This window comes from Variovorax sp. YR634 (genome assembly GCF_900106655.1).
Taxonomy (GTDB): domain Bacteria; phylum Pseudomonadota; class Gammaproteobacteria; order Burkholderiales; family Burkholderiaceae_C; genus Variovorax.
The window spans coordinates 42240-63802 of the sequence record NZ_FNOL01000025.1 but is presented as its reverse complement, the minus strand read 5'-3'; the positions used below and the strand labels follow the sequence as shown (position 1 = coordinate 63802).

22 protein-coding genes are annotated in these 21563 nt (G+C 68.6%); 20 read left to right on the top strand and 2 right to left on the bottom strand.

Annotated elements, in window-relative coordinates:
- The first annotated feature begins 158 nt into the window (after positions 1–158).
- From BLV60_RS29125 to BLV60_RS29065, 13 genes are all read left to right on the top strand, one after another.
- On the top strand, positions 159–1145 hold the full coding sequence (locus tag BLV60_RS29125; RefSeq protein ID WP_093058787.1) for a Bug family tripartite tricarboxylate transporter substrate binding protein: 987 nt from the start codon (positions 159–161) through the stop codon (positions 1143–1145).
- A 38-nt stretch (positions 1146–1183) separates the two neighbouring features.
- A complete protein-coding gene (locus BLV60_RS29120) occupies positions 1184–1873 on the top strand; it encodes an RraA family protein (protein ID WP_093058786.1) in 690 nt (229 codons plus the stop codon).
- Positions 1870–2796, top strand: a complete 927-nt coding sequence (locus BLV60_RS29115; protein WP_093058785.1) for an NAD(P)-dependent oxidoreductase — start codon at positions 1870–1872, stop codon at positions 2794–2796. Before BLV60_RS29120 ends, BLV60_RS29115 begins: the two co-directional genes overlap by 4 nt.
- 50 nt (positions 2797–2846) lie before the next feature.
- Positions 2847–3833: a Bug family tripartite tricarboxylate transporter substrate binding protein gene (locus BLV60_RS29110; RefSeq protein WP_093058784.1), complete on the top strand. Its 987-nt coding sequence runs from the start codon at positions 2847–2849 to the stop codon at positions 3831–3833.
- A 22-nt stretch (positions 3834–3855) separates the two neighbouring features.
- Complete coding sequence (locus BLV60_RS29105) at positions 3856–4812, top strand: tripartite tricarboxylate transporter substrate binding protein (RefSeq protein WP_093058783.1); 957 nt, start codon at positions 3856–3858, stop codon at positions 4810–4812.
- 8 nt (positions 4813–4820) lie between these two features.
- Positions 4821–5711, top strand: coding sequence for an amidohydrolase family protein (locus BLV60_RS29100; RefSeq protein WP_093058782.1), 891 nt, complete (start codon positions 4821–4823; stop codon positions 5709–5711).
- Between the two features lie 17 nt (positions 5712–5728).
- Positions 5729–6649: an SMP-30/gluconolactonase/LRE family protein gene (locus BLV60_RS29095; protein ID WP_093058781.1), complete on the top strand. Its 921-nt coding sequence runs from the start codon at positions 5729–5731 to the stop codon at positions 6647–6649.
- A gap of 155 nt (positions 6650–6804) precedes the next feature.
- Positions 6805–7350: an Rrf2 family transcriptional regulator gene (locus tag BLV60_RS29090; RefSeq protein ID WP_093058819.1), complete on the top strand. Its 546-nt coding sequence runs from the start codon at positions 6805–6807 to the stop codon at positions 7348–7350.
- A 124-nt stretch (positions 7351–7474) separates the two neighbouring features.
- Positions 7475–8200, top strand: coding sequence for a GDSL-type esterase/lipase family protein (locus tag BLV60_RS29085; protein WP_176928995.1), 726 nt, complete (start codon positions 7475–7477; stop codon positions 8198–8200).
- A 172-nt stretch (positions 8201–8372) separates the two neighbouring features.
- A complete protein-coding gene (locus BLV60_RS29080) occupies positions 8373–8987 on the top strand; it encodes a sensor histidine kinase (RefSeq protein ID WP_093058779.1) in 615 nt (204 codons plus the stop codon).
- A gap of 339 nt (positions 8988–9326) precedes the next feature.
- Positions 9327–9827: a sigma-70 family RNA polymerase sigma factor gene (locus tag BLV60_RS29075; protein WP_093058818.1), complete on the top strand. Its 501-nt coding sequence runs from the start codon at positions 9327–9329 to the stop codon at positions 9825–9827.
- Complete coding sequence (locus BLV60_RS29070) at positions 9824–10909, top strand: FecR family protein (protein WP_093058778.1); 1086 nt, start codon at positions 9824–9826, stop codon at positions 10907–10909. The genes BLV60_RS29075 and BLV60_RS29070 overlap by 4 nt, the downstream gene beginning before the upstream one ends.
- Positions 10906–13329, top strand: a complete 2424-nt coding sequence (locus BLV60_RS29065; RefSeq protein WP_093058777.1) for a TonB-dependent siderophore receptor — start codon at positions 10906–10908, stop codon at positions 13327–13329. Before BLV60_RS29070 ends, BLV60_RS29065 begins: the two co-directional genes overlap by 4 nt.
- Positions 13330–13348: 19 nt before the next feature.
- Here BLV60_RS29065 and BLV60_RS29060 read toward each other — a convergent pair whose 3' ends face one another.
- Entirely contained in the window at positions 13349–14740 is a 1392-nt protein-coding gene (locus BLV60_RS29060) for an aminotransferase-like domain-containing protein (RefSeq protein ID WP_093058776.1), read from the bottom strand.
- Between the two features lie 354 nt (positions 14741–15094).
- On the opposite strand from BLV60_RS29060, the gene BLV60_RS29055 reads away from it, so the two are divergent.
- The 7 genes from BLV60_RS29055 to BLV60_RS29025 are packed head-to-tail and all read left to right on the top strand — an operon-like array spanning position 15095 to position 20867.
- A complete protein-coding gene (locus BLV60_RS29055; RefSeq protein ID WP_093058775.1) occupies positions 15095–15577 on the top strand; it encodes an MSMEG_0572/Sll0783 family nitrogen starvation response protein in 483 nt (160 codons plus the stop codon).
- A gap of 13 nt (positions 15578–15590) precedes the next feature.
- Positions 15591–16646 (top strand): Nit6803 family nitrilase, encoded by a 1056-nt coding sequence (locus BLV60_RS29050; protein WP_093058774.1) that lies wholly within the window; start codon positions 15591–15593, stop codon positions 16644–16646.
- Complete coding sequence (locus tag BLV60_RS29045; protein ID WP_093058817.1) at positions 16609–17679, top strand: MSMEG_0568 family radical SAM protein; 1071 nt, start codon at positions 16609–16611, stop codon at positions 17677–17679. The genes BLV60_RS29050 and BLV60_RS29045 overlap by 38 nt, the downstream gene beginning before the upstream one ends.
- Positions 17680–17681: 2 nt before the next feature.
- A complete protein-coding gene (locus BLV60_RS29040; RefSeq protein WP_093058773.1) occupies positions 17682–18254 on the top strand; it encodes an MSMEG_0567/Sll0786 family nitrogen starvation N-acetyltransferase in 573 nt (190 codons plus the stop codon).
- Positions 18251–19261 carry a sll0787 family AIR synthase-like protein gene (locus BLV60_RS29035; RefSeq protein ID WP_093058772.1) on the top strand — a complete coding sequence of 337 codons (1011 nt, stop codon included), beginning with the start codon at positions 18251–18253 and terminating at the stop codon, positions 19259–19261. Before BLV60_RS29040 ends, BLV60_RS29035 begins: the two co-directional genes overlap by 4 nt.
- Positions 19252–19536 carry an MSMEG_0570 family nitrogen starvation response protein gene (locus BLV60_RS29030; protein ID WP_093058771.1) on the top strand — a complete coding sequence of 95 codons (285 nt, stop codon included), beginning with the start codon at positions 19252–19254 and terminating at the stop codon, positions 19534–19536. Before BLV60_RS29035 ends, BLV60_RS29030 begins: the two co-directional genes overlap by 10 nt.
- Positions 19537–19568: 32 nt before the next feature.
- Positions 19569–20867: an MSMEG_0569 family flavin-dependent oxidoreductase gene (locus tag BLV60_RS29025; RefSeq protein WP_093058770.1), complete on the top strand. Its 1299-nt coding sequence runs from the start codon at positions 19569–19571 to the stop codon at positions 20865–20867.
- On the opposite strand, the gene BLV60_RS29020 is transcribed toward BLV60_RS29025, so the two are convergent.
- The gene (locus BLV60_RS29020) at positions 20864–21562 is read right to left on the bottom strand and encodes a response regulator transcription factor (protein ID WP_093058816.1); all 699 of its coding nucleotides are present in this window, start codon (positions 21560–21562) and stop codon (positions 20864–20866) included. The two genes, BLV60_RS29025 and BLV60_RS29020, sit on opposite strands and share 4 nt — an antisense overlap.
- Position 21563: the final 1 nt, after the last annotated feature.

The following is a 21563-nucleotide window of genomic DNA, read 5'->3' as shown; positions in this document are numbered from 1 at the left end:
GCGCTTTGCCGTCAGCAACTTGTTTCGCACAGTGGTCCATGGTCCGTTCAGTGGACCACCATTGTATGGAGCGGAACGCAAATCTAAAGTCGCTTCATGCCTCGGAGCACCACCGCTCGCAGGCACTGATAGATCGAACGATTCCGGAGACAACACAAATGCGCACCTCGAGCCCCAGCTCCATTCCTCGCCGCGCGGCCATCGGCCTCGCCCTTCTACTTTCTTGCGGCGTGACGCTGGCACAAGGCTATCCGGCGCGCCCCATCCGCCTCGTCGTGCCGTTCCCGCCGGGCGGCGGCACGGACATCATTGCCCGCGAGGTGGCGAACAAGGTCGCGACCTCGGAGGGCTGGACCATCGTCATCGACAACAAGCCCGGCTCCGGCGGCAACATCGGCGTCGACGCGGCAGCCAAGGCCAACCCCGACGGCTACACGCTGGTGCTGGGGCAGACCAGCAACCTCGCGATCAATCCGACGCTCTACGCCAAGCTGCCCTACGACCCGGTGAAGGACCTCGCAGCTGTGGGCCTCGTCGCCTCCGCACCGCTGGTGCTGGTGGTCTCGGCCGCGTCGCCCTACAAGAAGCTCGCGGACGTGGTCGCCGCCGCAAAGGCCAAGCCCACCGCACTCAACTACGCAAGCTCGGGCAACGGCACGGTGGCCCATCTCGCCACCGAGCAGTTCCAGAAGGCCGCGGGCGTGCAGTTCACGCATGTCCCCTACAAGGGCGCATCGCAAGGCCTGACCGACCTGGTCGGCGGCCAGATCCAGATGTACATCTCGTCCGTGCCGACCCTGATCGCGCAGATCAAGAGCGGCCAGTTGCGCGCGCTGGCCGTGACCTCTCTGCAACGCAACCGCGACTTGCCCGACGTGCCCACCATGGCCGAGTCTGGCTACAAGGATTTCGAGGCCGTCACATGGTTCGGCGTGGCGGGCCCCGCGGCCATGCCGAAGGATGCGGTCACCAAGCTCAACGCAGCTTTCAACAAGGCGCTCGCCACGCCCGAGGTGCAGAAGAAGCTCGCAGCGCAAGGCGCGGAGGTGATGTCCGGCCCGCCCGAGAAGTTCGCATCGCTGATTCGCACGGACGGTGTTCGCTGGGGCGCCGTCGTCAAGGTTTCGGGCATCAAGCTGGATTGAGCGCCCTTCTTCATCCCATCACTTCTGAAAGCACTCTCATGTCATCGCCCCTCCCCGACATCGTCCGCAACTTCGAGCGCGTGCCCGCGCACATCGTGGCGCAGGCTGCCGAATTCCAGCCGGCCATCCTGGCCGACGTGGCCGGGCGCCGCGGCGCGGTGGACGGCCGCATCAAGGCGTTGCGTCCCCGCATGAAGCTGGCCGGCACCGCGATCACCGTAGAAGTTCGCCCCGGCGACAACCTGATGATCCATGCCGCCATTGCCATGGCGAAGCCCGGCGACGTGCTCGTGATCGACGGCAAGGGCGACCAGACCTCCGCGCTCATGGGCACGATCATGATGACCGCCTGCAAGCAGGTCGGCATTGCCGGCGTGGTCATCGACGGGGCCTGCCGCGACAGCAACGAGATCGACGAGATGGACTTCCCTGTCTTTTCCGTCGGCACCAATCCGAACGGGCCGACCAAGAACATCGGCGGGCGCATCGGGCATCCGGTGTCGATCGGCGGCGTCACGGTGCATCCGGGCGACTTCATCGTCGGCGACGGCGACGGCGTGGTCGTGGTGGAGCGCGAGAAGATCGAATCGCTGCTGCCTCTCGCCGCGAAGAAGGTGAAGGACGAGGCCGCACGCATCGCCGCCATCAAGGACGGGGACACCGCCGCCAAGTGGCTCGATGCAGCCCTGCGCACGGCCGGTGTGCTGAAGGAGGGCGAGACGCTGTGACAGCCATCCTGGTGACGGGCGCCGACCTCGCGCCACAGGCACTCGACCTCCTCGAGGGATACGAAGTCATCTACGCGGGCAAGACACCGACCGAAGACGACCTCGTGGCCCTGTGCCGCGCGCATGACCCGGTGGCCATCATCGTCCGCTACGGCAAGGTGGGCCCGGCGGTCATGGACGCGGCCCCTGCGCTCAAGGTGATCTCCAAGCACGGCAGCGGCACGGACACCATCGACAAGGCGGCCGCACAGGCACGCGGCATCGAGGTCGTCGCGGCCGTGGGCGCCAATGCAGCAGCGGTGGCCGAGCAGGCGCTCGCGCTGCTCCTGGCCTGCGCCAAGTCGGTGGTGGCGCTCGATGCGCGCATGCATGCCGGCCATTGGGACAAGGCAACGCACAAGAGCCTCGAGCTCGGCGGCCGCACCATCGGCCTCATCGGGCTCGGTGCCATCGGGCTTCGCTTTGCGCGCATGGCCGATGCGCTCGGCATGCGCGTGCTTGGGTTCGATCCGTACGCCAAGAATCTTCCGGCGTACGTACAAGCCGTGGACCTGGCGACCATCTGGGCCGAATCGGATGCCATCTCTCTGCACTGCCCGTTGACGGACGACAACCGCGGGCTGCTCGACGCCGAGACGCTGGCACGATGCAAGCGCGGCGTGATCGTCATCAACACGGCACGCGGCGGCCTGATCGAAGAGGCCGCGCTGCTGGCGGCGGTCCGCTCGGGCCAGGTGGCCATGGCCGGGCTGGACAGCTTCGCGGTCGAGCCGATGACGCCCGGCCATCCGTTCCAGGGCGAGAAGAACATCGTGCTGAGCCCGCACATCGGCGGCGTGACCAGCGATGCCTACGTGAACATGGGCGTGGGCGCAGCGAAGAATCTGCTGCAGGTGCTCGCCCGCCAGACGACGAGCGTCTGAGGCGCAGCCGCAAGGCGGCACCATCCGGACCAGGACAAGGAGACAAAAAAATGAACAGAGGCAAGAACGCCCGCCGGGCGGTGGCCGTGCTCGGGCTGTCGGCCACGCTGGCGGCAGTAGCAACGGCACATGCACAGACCTGGCCAGCCAAGCCGGTGCGCATCCTCGTCGGCTTTTCCGCAGGCGGCCCCACCGACGTCGTGGCGCGCGCCTTTGCCGACCACGCATCACGCGCCCTGGGCCAGCCCTTCATCGTGGACAACAAGCCCGGCGCCAACACGATCCTGGCGGCAGAGGCAGTCGCTGCCGCGCCGGCCGACGGCTACACGCTGCTGCTGGGCGCAACGAATCACACGATGATCCCGGCGCTCTACAGCCAGCGGGTCAAGTTCGACGCCGTGCGGTCGTTCGCCCCGGTGTGCTCGCTCGCCGTGAGCCCGACGGTGCTGGTCGTGGGGCCGTCGATGCCCGTCAAGTCGTTCGGCGCGTTCCTGCAGGCGGTCAAGGCCGAGCCGGGCAAGCGCACCTATGCCACGCCGGGCTCGGGCAGCTCGGGGCACTTCGCGAGCGCGCAATTCACGCGGCTGACAGGCACGTCGATGAACCACATCCCGTACAAGGGCGCGGCGCAGGCAACGACCGATCTCATGGGAGGCCAGGTCGACAGCTCTTTCGCTACGCTGGGCTCGGTGCTCGCCCAGGTGCAGTCGGGCAAGCTGACGGCCCTGGCCGTGGCGGCACCGAAGCGCTCGGCACTGCTGCCGGACGTACCGACTTTCGAGGAGGTGGGCGTCAAGGGCTACACGGCCGACGCCTGGTACGGCCTGCTGGCACCCGCAAAGACGCCGCCGGAAGTCCTGGCCGTGCTGCGCCGCGCAGCCACCGAGTTTGCGCAAGCGCCGGCCACGCAGGAGAAGCTGCGTTCGCTCGGCATGGAAGCACAGAACACCTGCGCCGATGCCTTCGGCGCGCAGCTGGCGCGCGAGGTCAAGCTCTATGGCGAGTTGGCCCGAACGTTCGATCTCAAGACCGAATGAACGCACATCCCAGGAAACCAGAATGAAAGCCATCCAACGCATGCTCGCCGCGTGCCTCTTCGCTGCTGCCGCTTCCGCCCAGGCCGCCTTTCCGGACCGCCCCATCACGCTCGTCGTGCCGTATGCGCCGGGCGGCTCCGCGGACGCGCTGGCGCGCGTGCTGGCGGTGCGCATGGGCGAGAAGCTGGGCACCAGCGTGATCGTCGACAACAGGCCCGGCGCCAGCGGAACCATCGGTGCGAGCTTTGCGGCCAAGGCCGCGCCCGACGGCTACACGGTGCTCTACGACGCAACGCCCTACTCGATCAATCCGCATCTCTTTCCCCGGATGCCGTACGCGGGCAATGCCCTGCAGCCGCTGGCGCTCGTCTCGCTGGCGCCCAACATCGTGATCGTCCGCGCGGAGTCGCCGGTGAAGAGCATCAAGGACCTCGCGGACAAAGCGAAGGCCGAACCCGGAAAGCTCAACTTCGCATCGGGCGGAAGCGGCACCGTGCAGCGGCTTGCGGCGGAACTGCTGCGCCAGCGGCTCGGGCTCGACATGGTGCATGTCGGCTACAAGAGCGGCGGCCCGGCCATCTCCGATGTCATGGGCGGGCAGGTCGACTTCATGTTCAGCACCATCGCCGCGTCGTATCCGCTCGTGTCTTCCGGCAAGCTGCGCGCGCTGGCGGTGTCGTCGCCGCAGCGCTCGGCGCGCCTGCCCGATGTGCCGACCATCGCCGAGACCGTAGCGCCCGGCTACGAGGCCTACGAGTGGAACGGCCTGCTCCTGCCGGCCGGCACGCCGGCGCCCATTGCCGACAAGCTCCACAAGGCGGTGGTCGATGTCCTGAAGAATGACGAAGTGAAGCGGCGCTTCGTGGACGTTGGCGTGCAGCCGGTCGGCTCGACGCCATCCGAGTTCGCCGACTTCCTGAAGAAGGAAGATGCGAAATGGGCGGAAGTGATCCGCAAGGGCAACATCAAGCTCGACTGAAGACAGCCATGGACCACACCTCTGACGCGCAGCCGGTTCCCCATTCGGTGGGGACGAACCGGCCTGCGACTGCACTGCCCGCCGATGCCTGCGACAGCCACATGCACATCTTCGACCCGCGCTTCGCCGCGTCGCCGCACTGGAAGCGCCAGCCGCCGCGGGCCGAGGTGGCCGCCTATCGGCTTTTGCAGCAGCGGCTAGGAACTTCGCGCACGGTGGTCGTCAATCCCTCGACCTACGGCACGGACAACGCCTGCACGCTCGACGCACTCGCGCAACTGGGCGAGAGCGCGCGCGGCATCGCAGTCGTCGGCCAGGACGTAGCCGACGACGAGCTCGACCGCCTGGCGGCGCATCGCGTCTGCGGCTTGCGCGTGAACTTCGTGACGCCGCAGTCCTGGGGCGTCACCACGGCGCAGATGCTGACGACGCTGGCGCGAAAGGTGGCCCGGCTGGGTTGGCACATCCAGGTCTTCCTGCAGCCCGAACAACTGTTGGAACTCGCGCCGATATTGGCGGCACTCCCGGTGCCGCTGGTGATAGACCACATGGCCCGCATCGACCCGGCCGACGGCGTCGATGGCGCCGCGTTTGCCGTGGCGCGCCGGCTGCTCGACGGTGGCAACACGTGGATGAAGCTGTCGGGCGTCTACATGCGATCGCGCGACGGGGCGCCCGCCTACCAGGATGCCTACGCACTGGGCCGTGCGCTGGTCAGGGCAGCGCCGGAACGGCTGGTCTGGGGCAGCGACTGGCCTCACACCACGGAGACTCCAGGCACCGTCAACGATGCCGACCTGGCCGACGTGCTCTCGGCATGGTGCGATGGCGCCACCGCCGTGCGCGACCGTATCCTGGTCGACAACCCCGCGAGGCTCTATGGCTTCGCGATGACCTGATTGCAGAGGAGACCGACTTGTACCTATTGCAAGCGCCCCAGGTGCTGGACCTGCAGACCTTCACCAGCATGCCCGAGTCCTTCCGCCGCCCGGAGCCCAGTGTCTGGGCCGATGCCAACCGCGGCGGCCAGGTGACCGATTCCTTTCTCGAAGGCCCTGTGTTCGACGACGACGGCAACCTCTACGTCACGGACATCCCTTTCGGCCGGATATTCCGCATAGACACATCGGGCGAATGGACGCTGGTCGCCGAGTACGACGGCGAGCCGAACGGCATGAAGTTCGTCGACGCACACACCCTGCTCGTCACCGACTACAAGAACGGCCTGATGCGGGTGGATGTACGAACCGGCCGCGTCACGCCGCACCTTCAGCGGCGCAACACCGAGAGCTTCAAGGGCGTGAACGACCTGGTGCTCGATGCGCAGGGCAACGTCTACTTCACGGACCAGGGCCAGAGCGGGTTGCACGACCCTTCGGGCCGCCTGTATCGCCTGAGGCCCGACGGGCAGCTCGACCTGTTGCTGTCCAACGTGCCCAGCCCGAATGGCGTGGCCCTCTCGCCGGACGGCAAGGTGCTCTATCTCGCGGTGACGCGCGGCAACTGTGTCTGGCGCGTGCCGTTGCTGGCCGACGGGAGCGTTGCCAAGGTGAGCCAGTTCTTCACGTCCTACGGGCCCAGCGGCCCCGACGGGCTTGCGGTCGACACGCAGGGTCGGTTGCTGGTGGCCAATCCCGGCCTGGGCTATGTCTGGGTGCTCAACACGCGCGCCGAACCCGTCATGGTGCTGCGCGGGCCCACCGGCGCCTCGACGACGAACATCGCCTTCGGTGGCGCTGGCAGGTCGACCTTGTTCGTCACCAACTCCACGCACGGCAACGTGCTGAAGCTGGCGCTCGACGCTCCTGGCGTGGAACTTCATCGCCGGTCGTCCTAGCCCCCCAAGCCCTTCCTGCAGGCTCGCAAGCGTCGATGGGCGGGTCTTTTGCGATTTGTTTCAAAAAAGGCCTTTACCTCCCGAAGGAAACTTTTCCCGGTCTTTTGCACACCTACCACGCATTGTTTGCAAAACCCAACACCGAGGAACACTCCATGCGTCTCACGACGAAGGGCGGCTTCGCCTTGACGGCCATGATCGATGTCGCCATGCGCGAACGGGACGGCCCCGTACCGTTGGCCTCGATCAGCCGACGACAGCACATTGCCCGCTCGTCGCTCGAACTGCTGTTCAGCAAGCTGCGCCAGCATGCGCTGATCAAGGCAACGCGCGGACCGGGCGGCGGCTACACGCTGACGCGCAGGGCGTCCGAAATCACCGTGGCGGACATCCTCGCTTCGGTCGATGGTCAGCCACTGGCCGACACCGAAGCCTCGCCGAACAAGGAAGACGTCGGCGGCAGCAGCAAGGGCTGCTACTCGACCGATGCGCTGTGGGCCTCCGCCAAGCACCATGTCATGGAATTCCTGGGCTCCGTCACGCTGCAGAGCCTGGTCGAAGACCAGCTGGCCAAGGGCGTGCGCGTCGAGCACGAGCCCCCGAAGAAGAAAGAAGCCCTACCGAGCCCCGCAACCCTGCCGATGCGCGTGAACGCGCCGAACTCGGTGTTCGCGTGGAACGGCGTGTTCGCCAAGCGCTGAAGACAAAGCAGGCTTTACATGGCTGACTGACCTGAAACGCAACGCGCATTACGGGTTTTGAAAGCTCGTACGGCAAGGGATCGATGCTTCCGGAAAACGCCGGAGGCCCTTGCCGGAGATCGCCTTGGTTTCTCTTTCTGCACGCCCACGCGCGGCCTGTGTCCGCCTGTCCGACATCGCTTTCACGCTGCTTGCCATCCTTGCGATCGGTGCGCTGGTCCCCGCCTGCGGAGGCGACAGGGGCAGCAGCAATAGCCACAGCAGCAGTGCCCCGACCCGTCCGGCGGCGTCCGCGAAAGCGCCCGACGACGCACCCCGCGACTGCACCGTCACCCTGGAGGGCGACTCGATCCTCTATGGCGCCTACAACAACAACCAGCGCTTCGACGAGCCGCCCGCGGCGATGCTCAAGCGCATGCGGCCGGCCTACACGGTGCTCGACAACAGCGTGGCGGGGTCGACGGCCGCCCAGCGCGCGCCCGCCTTCTCCAGCACACCGCTGACCACGCATTTCGTGGTGCTGCAACACGGCATCAACGACGGGCAGTTCGGCCAGCCCTACGAGCCGGCGCTGCGCCGCATGGTGGCGCACGTGCAGGCCCAGGGGCGCACACCGCTCGTCACCGGCCTCAGCCGCCAGACGCACCCCGCCCCGGGCAGGGACGCAGCCGACAACATCGCCCGGCGCGTGGCCGGCGAGACCGGCGCGCTGTTTGCCGACTGGGGTGCCGTGTCCTTCAAGCCCGCCGAGATGGCGGACGTGCTGCACCCAGCCCCGGCCTACAGCGAGCGGCTGGTCGGGCGCATCGTGGCCCTGCTCGACCAGGCCGCGCCCGAGTGCAGGAACTGACACCCGCAACTTTTTTTCGATACGCCATTACGGGTTTTGGTGGCTCCATTCGGCAAGGAAGTGCATTCACCTGAGACCGAAAGAGGAGCCGCCTCGCCATGCTTCAGAGCACTTTCCGCACGTCACCGTCATCGCCCGAATCGTCCCCGTCTCCCCGCCAGGAGGCGGCCCGATGAGCGCAAGCAGCCTTTGCGTCGTCGCGACCGCCTTCTTCGCGCTCGGCGTCGTCTGGTTCACGGGCAAGGCGCTCGGTGTGCGCGCCGCGGGCACGCCGCCGGCCCACATCGGCGCCCGGCCGGAGCCTGTCGCCACGCGCGAGCGCATCGACCTGCGACAGCCGCTGCGCGCGCTCGCCGTCACCCACGGGGCAACGCTGGCGCAACGCGGCATCGGGCTCGACCTGCGCCTGCCGGAAGACCCGCTGCCGGTGGCCGTGATCGCGGGCGACCTGCCCCAGCTCATGGCGCATATCGCCGACGCGGCGGCTGCCACCCTGCCGCAGGGCACGACGCTGCACGTGCTGGCGCGCGCCGAAGGGCACCAGGCGGTGATCAGCTGGCGCGAGGCCACCATCGACAGCGACACCGACGCACCCCGCCTCTCGCACGCCTTCGAAACCAGCGCCAGCCGCGCGGCCACGCCCCGCATCCATGCCTGCCGGGCCATCGTGGCGCGGCATGGCGCGCGCATCTATACCGCGCCCTCGCCCCTGGGCGACGGCTGCCTCACGCTGCGGTTTCCGCTGTACGGCGACCGCGCGGTGCGTGCCCCGAAGGGGCTGCTGTGATGGCCACCCCGTGGCTCTTCGTGCCGCCACCCACCCGCGCACGAACACGGGCGCGAACCACCGTCGGCGCCTCAGGCTCCCTGCGCTCCTGGCTGGCCAGCGCGGGCTGCCTCGGCGCGGCGGCGGGCGGCCTTGCGCTGTCGATCGGCCTCGGGCGCTGCGAGGCTGGCAGCACCAGCGCCGCCAGCCTGTCCACGCTCGCGCCGATCATGCAGACCCGGGGCCATCCCCCGGCGGGATGCAGCCGCGGCAGTAAAGCTTTCACAAATGCCAACCCAGTGAGATAGATTCATGCCTGCAACGCTCGCTGCGTTCCCGAACGACTTCTCTTTCCCTTCCATGCCGGACCGTCCTCCCACGCGCAGTGTGGAAACCCTCTACGGCGACCACCACGGCTGGCTGCTCGGATGGCTGCGCCGCAAGCTCGGCCACGCGGGCGACGCCGCCGACCTCGCGCAGGACACATTCGTGCGCGTGCTGGGCCGTCCGGGCGATGTCGAAGAGGTGCGCGAGCCGCGTGCCTGGCTCACCACCATCGCGCACGGCCTCGTGGTCGACCACGTGCGCCGCCGCACGCTGGAGCGCGCCTGCATGGAAGCCATCGCGGCCCTGCCGGAGCCCCAGGCGCCCTCGCCCGAGACGCAACTGCTGCTGGTCGAGGCGCTGGTGCGCATCGACACCATGCTCGACGGCCTCCCGCCCAAGGCGCGCAGCGCCTTCCTGCTCTCGCGGCTCGACGGCCTGGGCTATGCCGAGATCGCGCAGCGCCTGAACGTGAGCCTGAGCTCGGTCGAGAAATACATGGCAACTGCCATCCGCCACTGCCTGGCGCTGCGATGAAACCTGCATTCCCCTCTTCTTCTCCTTCGTCCGGCGACGGCGGCAACGCCTCCGACCTGCTCGAACAGGCCATCGCCTGGGTCGTGCGGCTGGGCTCCGGCAGCGCGGACGAAACAACGCACAGCGCCTGCGACGCATGGCGCGCCGCGCACCCCGCGCACGAACAGGCCTGGCAGCAGGTGCAGGCCGTGGAAGACGCCTTCCGCCAGGTGCCGCGCATCGGCGGCAGTATGAGCGGCGATATGAGCAGCGACATGGGCGACGCAGGCGGCGCGCTGGCCCACGGCGCGCTGCAGGCCGCGGCCCTGATGCGCGCGCAACAGCAGCGGCAGCAGCAAAGCCGGCGCCGCGCACTCGGCGTGCTGGGCCTGGCTGTCACCGGCGGCGTCGTCGGCCTGTTCGTCTGGCGCGAAACGCCCTGGGAGCAACGCACGAACTACGCCACCGCCGTGGGCGAGCGCCAGCGCGTGACGCTGGCCGACGGCACCGAGCTGAACATCAACACCGGCTCCGAGGTGCAGGTGATCTTCTCGCCGCGCCAGCGGCGCATCGTGCTGAGCCGCGGCGAGCTCTTCGTGCGCACCGGCGCCGACAGCGGCGCGCTGCTGGGCCACCGCGCCTTCTGGGTCGAGACGCCGCATGCGCGCTTCGAGGCGCTCGGCACGCGCTTCGGCGTGCGCGAGCAGGACGACCAGACACGGCTATCGCTCACCGAAGGCCGCGTGGCCATCCATACCGAAGGCGCACCGCCGGTGGTCGCACAGGCCGGCGACGGCTACATCGTGCGCGGCGGCGCTGCACAGCCCCAGCGCATCGTCGACCGCAGCTTCGAGCCCGACGCCTGGACCGACGGCGCGCTGGTGGCCCGGCAGATGCGCCTGGACGCCTTCGTCGCAGAACTCGCGCGCTACCACGGCACTCCGCTGCTGTGCGATGCGGACGTGGCCTCGCTGCGCGTGTCGGGCGTGTTCCAGCTCAATGGCCCCGACCCGGTCGGCCGCGCGCTCGAAGCGCTGGTTCGCACACTGCCTGTACGGCTCGAACATGGCACAGGAGGCACATTGACTGTTGCGCGACGTTGAGACGGCTTAATCCGGACCGCCCTCCCGGGTTCTGGCGGTTCCGGCCGGCAAGGCCCACCCTGCTTCCCGCGCTGCTGCTGGGCGTCGCGGCGGGCTGGGCTGCGCCCGCAGGATCCGCACGTGCACAGGCGGAGGCCTCCGCACGCGCCGGTTTCGATGTTCCGGCCGGCGCGCTCGAAGACGCGCTCAGCACCTTCGCGCGCCAGGCCGGCATCACGCTGTCTTTCGATCCGGCGCTGGTGCGTGGCAAGAACGCGGCCGCGCTGCAGGGCAGCCGCACGGTGCCCGAAGGCCTGGCCGAGCTGCTGTCGCCCCACCAGCTGGAGGCCGTGCCCGGCAGCAGCGGCGCCTATGCAGTGCGCCCGGCCGGGGCCACGGCGGCAGCGCCGGGCACCGGCAGCACGCTGCCCACGCTCACCGTCACCGCACAGGGCGAGCGCGCTGACGGCCAGGTGCAGGGCTACGTGGCGCAGCGCAGCGCCACCGCCACACGCACCGACACGTCGCTGCTCGAAACGCCGCGCGCCGTCACCGTCGTCACGCGCGCGCAGATGGACGACCAGGCCGTGCACACCGTCGAGCAGTCGCTGCGCTATTCCGCCGGCGTGCTCACCGAGGTCAGCGGCTACGACCCGCGCTTCGCGTCGCTCACGGTGCGCGGCTTCACGCCCGCCGAATACCTCGACGGCTTCAAGCTCCCCACCACCAGCCTCGTCACGCGGTGGCTGGTCGAGCCGCAGGTGCTGGAGCGCGTCGAGCTGCTGAAAGGACCGGGCGCGGTCTACGACCCATCGGCGCCGGGCGGGGCCATCAACATGGTGTCGAAGCGCCCTTCGGCGGAGGCGGTGCGCGAGGTGAGCCTTTCGGTGGGCAACCGCAACCGCTACCAGGGCAGCTTCGACCTCGGCGGCGCGATGAACGCCGACGGCAGCCTGCTCTTCAGGCTCAACGGCGTGCTGCGCAACAGCAACGGCCAGACCGACTTCTCGCGCGACGACCGCAACTTCATTGCCCCGTCGCTGACCTGGACGCCATCGCCGCGCACCAAGGTCACGCTGATGGCCGAGGCCACGCGCGACCGCATGACGCCCAAGAGTATCTGGCCCGAAGGCGCCCTCATCTCGCCCAACCCCAACGGCAGCATTCCGCGCGAACGCTTCATCGGCGAGCCCGGCTTCGACCGCTATAACCGCGATGCGTTCTCGCTCACCTACCTGCTGGAGCACCAGCTGAACGACAACTGGACGCTGCGGCAGAACGCGCGCCACGCGACGCTCGACATCGACTACCGGCAGATCTACGGCACCGGCTTCGAGAGCGACCTGCGCACACTCGACCGCTCGGTGGTGCGGATGAAGGACAAGAGCCGCACCACCACGCTCGACACCCAGCTCGAGGGGCGCTTTCGCACCGGGCCGGTGGAGCACACGCTGCTGATGGGGCTGGAGTACCAGCGCCAGAGCAGCACCACGCAGACCAGCGTCGATCCGGCCTCCTCCATCGATGCCTTCGCACCGGTCTATGGCGCGCCCGTGCCCGAGCCCGCGTTCTCCGTTCAGTCGACCAACGGCATCACGCAGCGCGGGCTCCATGTGCAGGACCAGATGCGCGCGGGGCCGTGGTCCCTCGGGCTGGCCGTGCGGCAGGACCGGGCGCACAACAGCGCCAGCCCGGGGCCGCAGGCGGCAGCGTCGTCCATCGGCCTCGACACCAATACCAAGACCACCTACAACGCGGGCCTGCTCTACCTTGCGCCGAACGGCCTGGCGCCCTACTTCAGCTACTCGACCTCGTTCACCCCGCTGCTGGGCACCATCGCCGGCGGCGACCTCCTGAAGCCCGAGCTCGGCCGGCAGTTCGAGGTGGGCCTGAAGTACCGCCCGCCGAACGTGGACGCACTGTTCACCGTGTCGGTCTTCGACCTGAAGAAGAACAACTCGCCCACGTTCACCCCGTATGTGCTCAACCCGGTTTCGCAGATCGGCGAGGTGCGCACGCGCGGCCCGGAGTTCGAGGCGCGCGCCTCGCTGACCCGGCAGCTCAAGCTGGTGGCCAGCTACACCCTGCTCGACGCAAAGATCACCCGCAGCCTGAACCCCGAAGAACTGGGCAAGCAGCCGCTCAACACAGCGCGCCAGACCGCCGCACTGTGGCTCGACTACCGCTTCGGCAGCCCCGAGCTGCAAGGCTGGAGCGTGGGCGGCGGCGTGCGCCGTGTCGGCAAGGTGCCGGCCAGCGTGGACAACAGCAGCTACAACCCGGCCTACACGCTGGTCGATGCGGCCATCCGTTACGAACGCGGCCCCTACAGCTTTGCGCTGAACGCCACCAACCTCTTCGACAAGAGCTACGTCGCGGGCTACGGCCAGTACTTCGGCCAGGGGCGCACGGTGCAGGCGAAGCTCACCTACCGCTGGTAGCCATGACGACAGTGGCTCGTCAGCGCAGCGTTGCGTGCGGATGCAGCGGATGCGCCAGCGTGTCCGCAATCAACCGCAGCGCCTGATCGCACTGCTCGCGCGACATCGGCCCGCCCAGGCAGATGCGCACCGCATCGGGCGGATCGCCATCGGTGGAAAAGGCCGCACTCGCCACCACGCCCACGTTCTGCGTGCGCAGGTACGACGCGAATTCCACCGGGCTCCAGCCCGGCGTGAGCGGCAGCCACGCATGAAAGCCCTCGGGGTGCGCCTGCAGCCCGCTGTCGCCCAGGTAGCGCGTGGCCAGCACCTGTCGCGCCACCGACTCCGCGCGCACCGCCTGAAGCATCTCTTCGGCCGTGCCGTCTTCCACCCACAGCGTGGTCAGCGCATTGGTGATCGGCGAGGCCATCACCGTGGTAGCGCGCATCGCGCCCGCCAGCCGCTGCGACTGCACCACGGTCGGCGAGCACACGTACGCGCTGCGCAGCCCCGCGCCGAAGCATTTGGAGAAACCGCTCACGTAGTACGTGAGCCCCGGCGCCAGCGTGGCCAGTGACGCGGGCGTCTGGCGTGGCAGCATGCCGTAGGCGTCGTCCTCGATGATCGGCACCGCATAGCGCAGCGCCACGTCGGCCAGCGCCTCGCGCCGTGCGCGCGACACGGTGGCCGCCGTGGGGTTCAGCAGCGTGGGGTTGCAGTACAGCGCCTTGGGCTTGAGCGTCTTGCAGGCGTGCTCGAAGGCATCGGCGATGGGGCCGTCGTCGTCCATCTGCAGCGCGTGCAGCTGCACGCCGAGCTGCGCGGCGATGGCCTTCACGCCCGGGTAGGTGAGCGTTTCCACGCAGATCAGCTCGCCCGGCCGCGCCAGCTGCGAGAACAGCGCAGTCAGCACGCCGTGGATGCCGGGGCACACCAGGATGCGGTCGACGCTCGCGTCGGGCACGAAGGGCCGCAGCCAGTGCATTGCGGCGGCGCGGTCGTGCGCGGTGCCGCCGAAGTCCTGGTAGCGCAGCAGGTCGTGGAAGTCGACCTGCGCGAAGGCGCGGCTGGCGCTGTCGTGCAGCCGCGCCATCAGGTGCTCGTCGTCGGGCTCGGGCGGCATGTTCATCGTCATCTCGGCGCCGCTGCCGCCGCGCAGCCGCAGGCTCGGGCTGCCAGAGCGGATGAAGGTGCCGGTGCCGGCGCGCGAGTCGATCAGCCCGCGCTTGCGCGCCTCGGCATAGCCGCGCGCCACCGTCGTGTAGTTCAGCTCCAGGTCGGCGGCCAGCTCGCGCAGCGTGGGCAGGCGGTCGCGCACGCCGAGCCGGCCGGTCTTGATGTCGTCGGCGATCAGGTCGGCCAGCAGCAGGTAGGCCGGCCGGGCGGTGTTGCGCAGCTGCTTGCGCCAGTGGGCGGTGATCGTGGTCATCGGTGATGGTCCGGCGAAGTTGATTGCATCCATTGATTGCATCTGGCTACCGATCAACATGCAGGATCCGCGCCCGCGCCAGAGGGGATGAATGCTTCGATCAGGTGCGATCAACCCCATTGATCGGGTGCATTGATCGCATGGCATGTGCGTCGTCGCGGTGCAGAACAGGCCGCGCAGGCCCACCCCGAGGCGGCGTTTTCGGGTACCGGAAAAATTTTTGCGTGCACGCAGCCCGCACTGCTGCACGTTGATCGCGCATTGATCGCATGAACCCGGCAAACCGCTGGCACATCGCCTGCGAAGGAAAAGGCACGCAACACCTGCGTACCCACCACCCAACCGGAGTACCTCATGCCCAAAGTCACCCGCCCCCGCAACGAAAAAGGCGAGTTCCTCGTCGACTACGAAGAGAAGGTGTTCGAAGACGTCAAGGCCGAACCCGGCCAGAAGGCGCTCGTCACCTTCCACACCGTGGCCTTCGAGGGTTCGATCGGCTTCGTGAACCTGCTGCAGGCCACGCGGCTGCGTCGCAAGGGCTTCGAGACTTCCGTCCTGCTGTACGGCCCCGGCGTGACGCTGGGCGTGCAGCGCGGCTTTCCCACGCTGGGCGACGAAGCCTTTCCGGGCCACCAGAACTTCAACAAGCAGCTCGCCAAGTTCATGGAAGAGGGCGGCAAGGTGTACGCCTGCCGCTTCGCGCTGCAGGCGCTGTACGGCCATGGCGAAGGCGCGCTGATCGAGGGCATCACGCCGATCAACCCGCTCGACGTGCTCGACCTCGTGCTGCTGCACAAGAAGGCGAACGCCGTGGTCATCGACACCTGGACGCTGTAAGGCAGCACGAGCGATGGCTTCCACCTCCCGCATCGTGCGCGCAGCGGCGATCCAGATCGCGCCCGACTTCGAGCGGCCCGACGGCACGCTCGACCGGGTGTGCAGCGCCATCGACGAAGCCGCATCGAAGGGCGCGCAGATCGCGGTCTTCCCCGAGACCTTCGTGCCCTACTACCCCTACTTCAGCTTCGTGCTGCCGCCGGTGCTGCAGGGCGCGCCGCACCTGCAGCTGGTGGAGCGCGCGGTGGTCGTGCCCGGCCCCGTCACGCAGGCGGTGGCCCAGCGGGCCCGTGCGCGCGGCATGGTGGTGGTGCTCGGCGTGAACGAGCGCGACCACGGCAGCCTCTACAACACGCAGCTGGTGTTCGACGCCGACGGCACTCTGGTGCTCAAGCGCCGCAAGATCACGCCCACTTATCACGAGCGCATGGTCTGGGGCATGGGCGACGGCGCCGGCCTCAAGGTGGTCGACACGGCCGTGGGCCGCGTCGGCGCACTGGCCTGCTGGGAGCACTACAACCCGCTCGCACGCTACGCGCTGATGGCGCAGCACGAGCAGATCCACTGCGCGCAGTTTCCCGGCTCGCTGGTCGGTCCGATCTTCGCGGAGCAGATGGAAGTGACCATCCGCCACCACGCGCTGGAGTCAGGCTGCTTCGTGGTCAACGCCACCGGCTGGCTCACCGACGAGCAGATCCGCAGCGTGACGCCCGACGCCAACCTGCAGAAGGCGCTGCGCGGAGGCTGCCACACGGCCATCGTCTCGCCCGAGGGCAAGCACCTCGCGCCGCCGCTCACCGAGGGCGAAGGCATGGTGATTGCCGACCTCGACATGGCGCTGATCGCCAAGCGCAAGCGAATGATGGATTCGGTCGGCCACTACGCGCGGCCCGAGCTGCTGTCGCTCGCCATCAACGACCGGCCGGCGCAGACCACCGTGCCCATGCACCTCACGCAACCTTTTGCCCAACGGAGCCCCGACCATGACGACAACACCCACGACGATGCAGCCGCAGGACAGCCGGCAGCTGATGACCGAGCTCCAGTCCTTCGGGTTGCGGCTGGTTGACCCTTCGGCCGGCGTCTCGAGCCGCCGCGGCGGCGCGGGCCCTTCGGACCACAAGGCCGTGACGGTCGACGGCCACACGATCATGGTGCCGGTCCACACCTCCACCGCCTGGCACTCGCCCTTCACCGCCGAGGCGCCCGACGCCACCGGCATGAGCCGCGTGATGCGCGGCAGCATTCCCATTGCGAGCATCAGCTTTCCGAAGCAGCCGCGCTTCTACGCGATGCAGACCTTCGACGGCGTGCCCTACTCGCACATCGCCACGCTGCACGGCAGCGACGTGCTCGCCACCACCGTGCTGCAGACCTGCATCCGCTACGAGAGCCGCAAAAAAAGCTGCAAGTTCTGCGCGATCGGCCAGTCGCTCGCGGCCGGTCGCACCATCGCGCGCAAGACGCCCGAGCAGCTTGCCGAGGTGGCGCGCGCCGCCGTGCTGCTCGACGGCGTGAAGCACATGGTGATGACCACCGGCACGCCCAACGCCACCGACCGCGGCGCGGCCGTGCTGTGCGAGAGCGCCTTCGCCATCAAGGCCGCGGTCGACATTCCCATCCAGGGCCAGTGCGAGCCGCCTGACGACGACCAGTGGTTCCACCGCATGAGGGCCGCTGGCATCGACACGCTGGGCATGCACCTCGAAGTGGTCACGCCCGAGGTGCGCGAACGCATCATGCCGGGCAAGGCCAGCGTGCCCGTCTCACGCTACATGAGCGCCTTCGAAGCCGCCGTGGGCGTGTTCGGACGCGGGCAGGTCAGCACCTACATCCTGGCCGGGCTGGGCGACACGCGCGAGGCCATTCTCGACACCTGCGACCAGCTGCTGGCGCGCGGCGTGTACCCCTTCGTCGTGCCCTTCGTGCCGATCAGCGGCACACCGCTCGAAGACCATCCCGCACCCTCGCCCGAGTTCATGAAGTCGCTGCTCGCGCCGCTGGGTGAGCGCGTGGTGGCGGCGGGCCTGCGCTCGGCCGACATCAAGGCCGGCTGCGGCAAATGCGGCGCGTGCTCGTCGCTCTCCGTCTACGAAAGCTGAACATGCTGTGCATCGACGACCTCTGCGAGATGCGCGAACGGATGGGCGACCACTACGCGCCCGTCGAATACCTGGTGCGCGAAGCCGCGCAGCAGTGGGAGCGCGATGAGGCCATGGCGCTGCGCCGCGCGGTGTTCTGCATCGAGCAGGGCATCTTCGTGCGCGACGACCGCGATGCCATCGACGACCATGCGCGCTTGCTGGTGGCCATGTCGTGCAACGGCGGCATGCCCGAGCAGGTGGTGGGCACTGTGCGAATCCATCGCGGTGAAGCCGAAGGCGAATGGTGGGGCTCGCGGCTGGCCGTGCACCCCGCGTTCCGCAGCCAGGGGCACCTGGGCGCGACGTTGATACGGCTGGCGGTGTCGCGCGCCAACGCGCTGGGTTGCGAGACCTTTCTCGCGCAGGTGCAGATGCAGAACGTGCCGCTGTTCAACAAGCTCGGCTGGACGGTGCTCGAAGAAACGAGCGTGCACGGCCGCCCGCATGCGCGCATGCAGGCCGACCTGGGCCGCTATCCGCCCTGCCACGACCCCGTGAGCGGCTTCGTCACGCGCGCGAAGGTGCTGGCATGACGACGAACGTCCACGAGATTGCAGAAGCCTTGCGCGCCACGCGCGGCTTCGCCCACAAGCGCGACATCAGCGACGTGGTGTCGGCGCTGGGCCGCTCGCTGCCCGGCGGCCATGCCGCGCTCGCGCAGGCCGTGCCCATCGGCGACGACTGCGCAGCCATCCCCGACGGCCATGGTGGCTACCTGCTGTTCGCCATCGAAGGGCTGGTGGAAGACTTCATCGTGCGCATGCCGTGGTTCGCGGGCTACTGCGGCGTGATGGTCAACGTGAGCGACATCTACGCCATGGGTGGGCGCCCCACGGCCGTGGTCGATGCACTGTGGAGCAGCGGCATGAGCCCCGCCGACGACGTGCTGCGCGGCATGGCCGAGGCCGCCGTGCGCTACGGCGTGCCCATCGTGGGCGGGCACAGCAACAACCGCAGCGAGCGGCCGCAGCTGGCAGTCGCCATCCTCGGCCACGCGCGCCGGCTGCTGACCAGCTTCGACGCGAAGCCGGGCGACCTGCTCGTGATGGCCGCCGACCTGCGCGGCGCCTACGAAGAGCCCTTTCCGTACTGGAACGCCTCGACCCGGGCACCCGCCGTGCGGCTGCGTGCCGACCTGGAGCTGCTGCCAGCCATCGCCGAAGACGGCCTGTGCGGCGCCGCTAAGGACATCAGCATGGCCGGCGCCGTTGGCACGGCCATGATGCTGCTCGAGTGCTCTGGCGTTGGCGCGCGCATCGATCTCGACGCGATGCCAAGGCCCGATGGCGTGCCGCTGCTGCGCTGGCTGTCGACGTTTCCGAGCTACGGCTTCGTGCTCAGCGTGGCACCCGCGCAGGTGGCCTCGGTGATGGCGCGCTTTGCCGCGCGCGACGTCGCCTGCGGTGTGATCGGCGAGGTCGATGCCACCCGGCAGGTACGGCTGCGCGCCGAAGGCGAAGAAGCGCTGCTGTGGGACTTCGGCAGCGACGCCTTCATCCAGCCACCTCTCGCCCTGCTGGAGCCCTCCGCATGCCTGTGATGCACTTCCGCGTGCGCTGGCCCGACGCCAGCGAAACACGCTGCTATTCGCCTTCCAGCGTGGTGCGCGACTACCTTGCGCCCGGCGAGCGCTATGCCCTGGCCGACTTCATGCGGCGCACGCGCGAGGCATTGGGCATGGCCTCCGAGCGGGTTCGCGCGAAGTACGGCTTCGCCTGCTCGCAGGCCATGGACCAGCTCGCCGAGATCGAACACATCGCCGCGCGCTTCAGCGAAACCGCAGAGGCCCAGGTCACCGTCGTCGCCTTCGACTGACTGTCCCCACATCCAGAGAGAGAAAGAAACCCATGTCACACCCTTACGGCGGACGCAGCCACTACAGCGTCGTCATCATCGGCGGCGGCCAGGCCGGCCTGTCGCTGAGCCATTGCTTGCAGCAGCGCGGCATCGACCACCTCGTGATCGAGAAGCGCAGCCTCGTGCACACCTGGCGCACGCAGCGCTGGGATTCGTTCTGCCTCGTCACGCCCAACTGGCAGTGCCAGCTGCCGGGCTGGGGCTACATCGGCAGCGATCCGCACGGCTTCATGGTCAAGGACCAGATCAACGAATGGCTCGCGGGCTTCGTCGAGCACGTGAAGGCGCCGGCCATCGAAGGCGTGACTGTCGAACGCGTATCGCGCGATGGCGAACGCGAGCGCTTCAGCGTGCAGACCGACGCCGGCCTCTACACCGCCGACCAGGTGGTGGTGGCCTCCGGCGGCTACCACCGCCCCATCGTGCCGCGCCTGGCCGAGAAGCTGCCTGCAAGCGTGGCGCAGTTCCACTCGGCGCAGTACCGCAACCCGGCGCAGCTGCCCGAGGGCGCGGTGCTGGTGGTGGGCTGCGGCCAGTCGGGCGCGCAGATTGCCGAAGACCTGCATCTGGCCGGCCGCAAGGTGCACCTGGCCACCGGCAACGCGCCGCGCTGCGCGCGCTTCTACCGTGGCCGCGAGGTGGTCGACTGGCTTGCCGACATGAAGTACTACGACATGCCCGTCACCGAGCATCCGCTGCGCGAAGGCGTGCGCGACAACACCAACCACTACGTGACCGGCCGCGACGGCGGGCGCGACATCGACCTGCGGCGCTTTGCGCTCGAAGGCATGGAGCTGTATGGCCTGCTGAGCGGCTTCGACAACGGCGCCTTCGAGCTGCAGCCCAACCTGCGCGACAACCTCGACCAGGCCGACGGCACCTACAACCGCATCAACGCATCGATCGACAAGCACATCGCCGCGCAGGGCATCGAGGCGCCGCCGCCTTCGGTCTACGCGCCGGTGTGGGAGCCGCAGGAAGAACGCACGCGGCTCGACCTTGCGGCGGCGGGCATCACCAGCGTGGTCTGGTGCATCGGCTTCTCACCTGATTTCGCATGGGTCGACGCGCCGGTATTCAACGGGCGCGGCGCACCGGTGCACCTGCGCGGCGTGACGAACGAGCCGGGGCTTTACTTTCTCGGGCTGCCCTGGCTCCACACCTGGGGTTCAGGGCGCTTCTCGGGCGTGGCGCGCGATGCGGAATTCCTGTCGGAAGCCATTGCGCAGAGAAAAGAGGGATTGCGCGGCAGTACCGGTACCCCGGCGCCCGAATTGCGCGCAGCCTAGGCCTGCTGCGCCTCGGTCAGCGCCTGCGCAGCCACCACCGCCTCTGTGCGGTTGCGCACATTGAGCGCGCGAAAGATGGCTGCCAGGTGGATCTTCACGGTGCCTTCGCTGATGCCCAGGCTGCGCCCGATCAGCTTGTTGGGCTTGCCCTGCGACAGCAGCTGCAACACCTCGACCTGGCGCTCGGTGAGCACGTTGCGCAGGTGCTCCAGCGTCTGGGTGCCGCCATTGCCGCCGCCTGCGCCGCGCGTCAGCGACTCGGCAGCCGCCTGCGGCGCCACGCCGGCCACGATGCCCGGCGGCAGCGCCGTCAGCATCATCGGCGGCACGTACACACCGCCGGCCAGCACCAGCCGCACGGCCGAGAGCATGACCTCGGGTGAGTAAGCCTTGGGTATGAAGCCCAGCACGCCGCGCTCGAGCGCGCTGCGCATGATGGCCGGGTCTTCGTAGCCCGACAGCACGATCACCGGCACGGCCGGATGGCGGCGGCGGATTTCGTCGATGTGGGCCTGGCCGTCGGCGCCTGGCATGTTGAGGTCGATCAGGGCCAGGTCGAGGTCGTCGGTGGCTCCGGCAAGCAATTCGTCGACGCTCATCGTCAGAACGAATTCGATGCCAGGCTCCAGCTCCGACAACTTGGCTTTGACCGCCTCGATGACGAGCCGGTGGTCGTCGGCGATCAGGATTTTCATG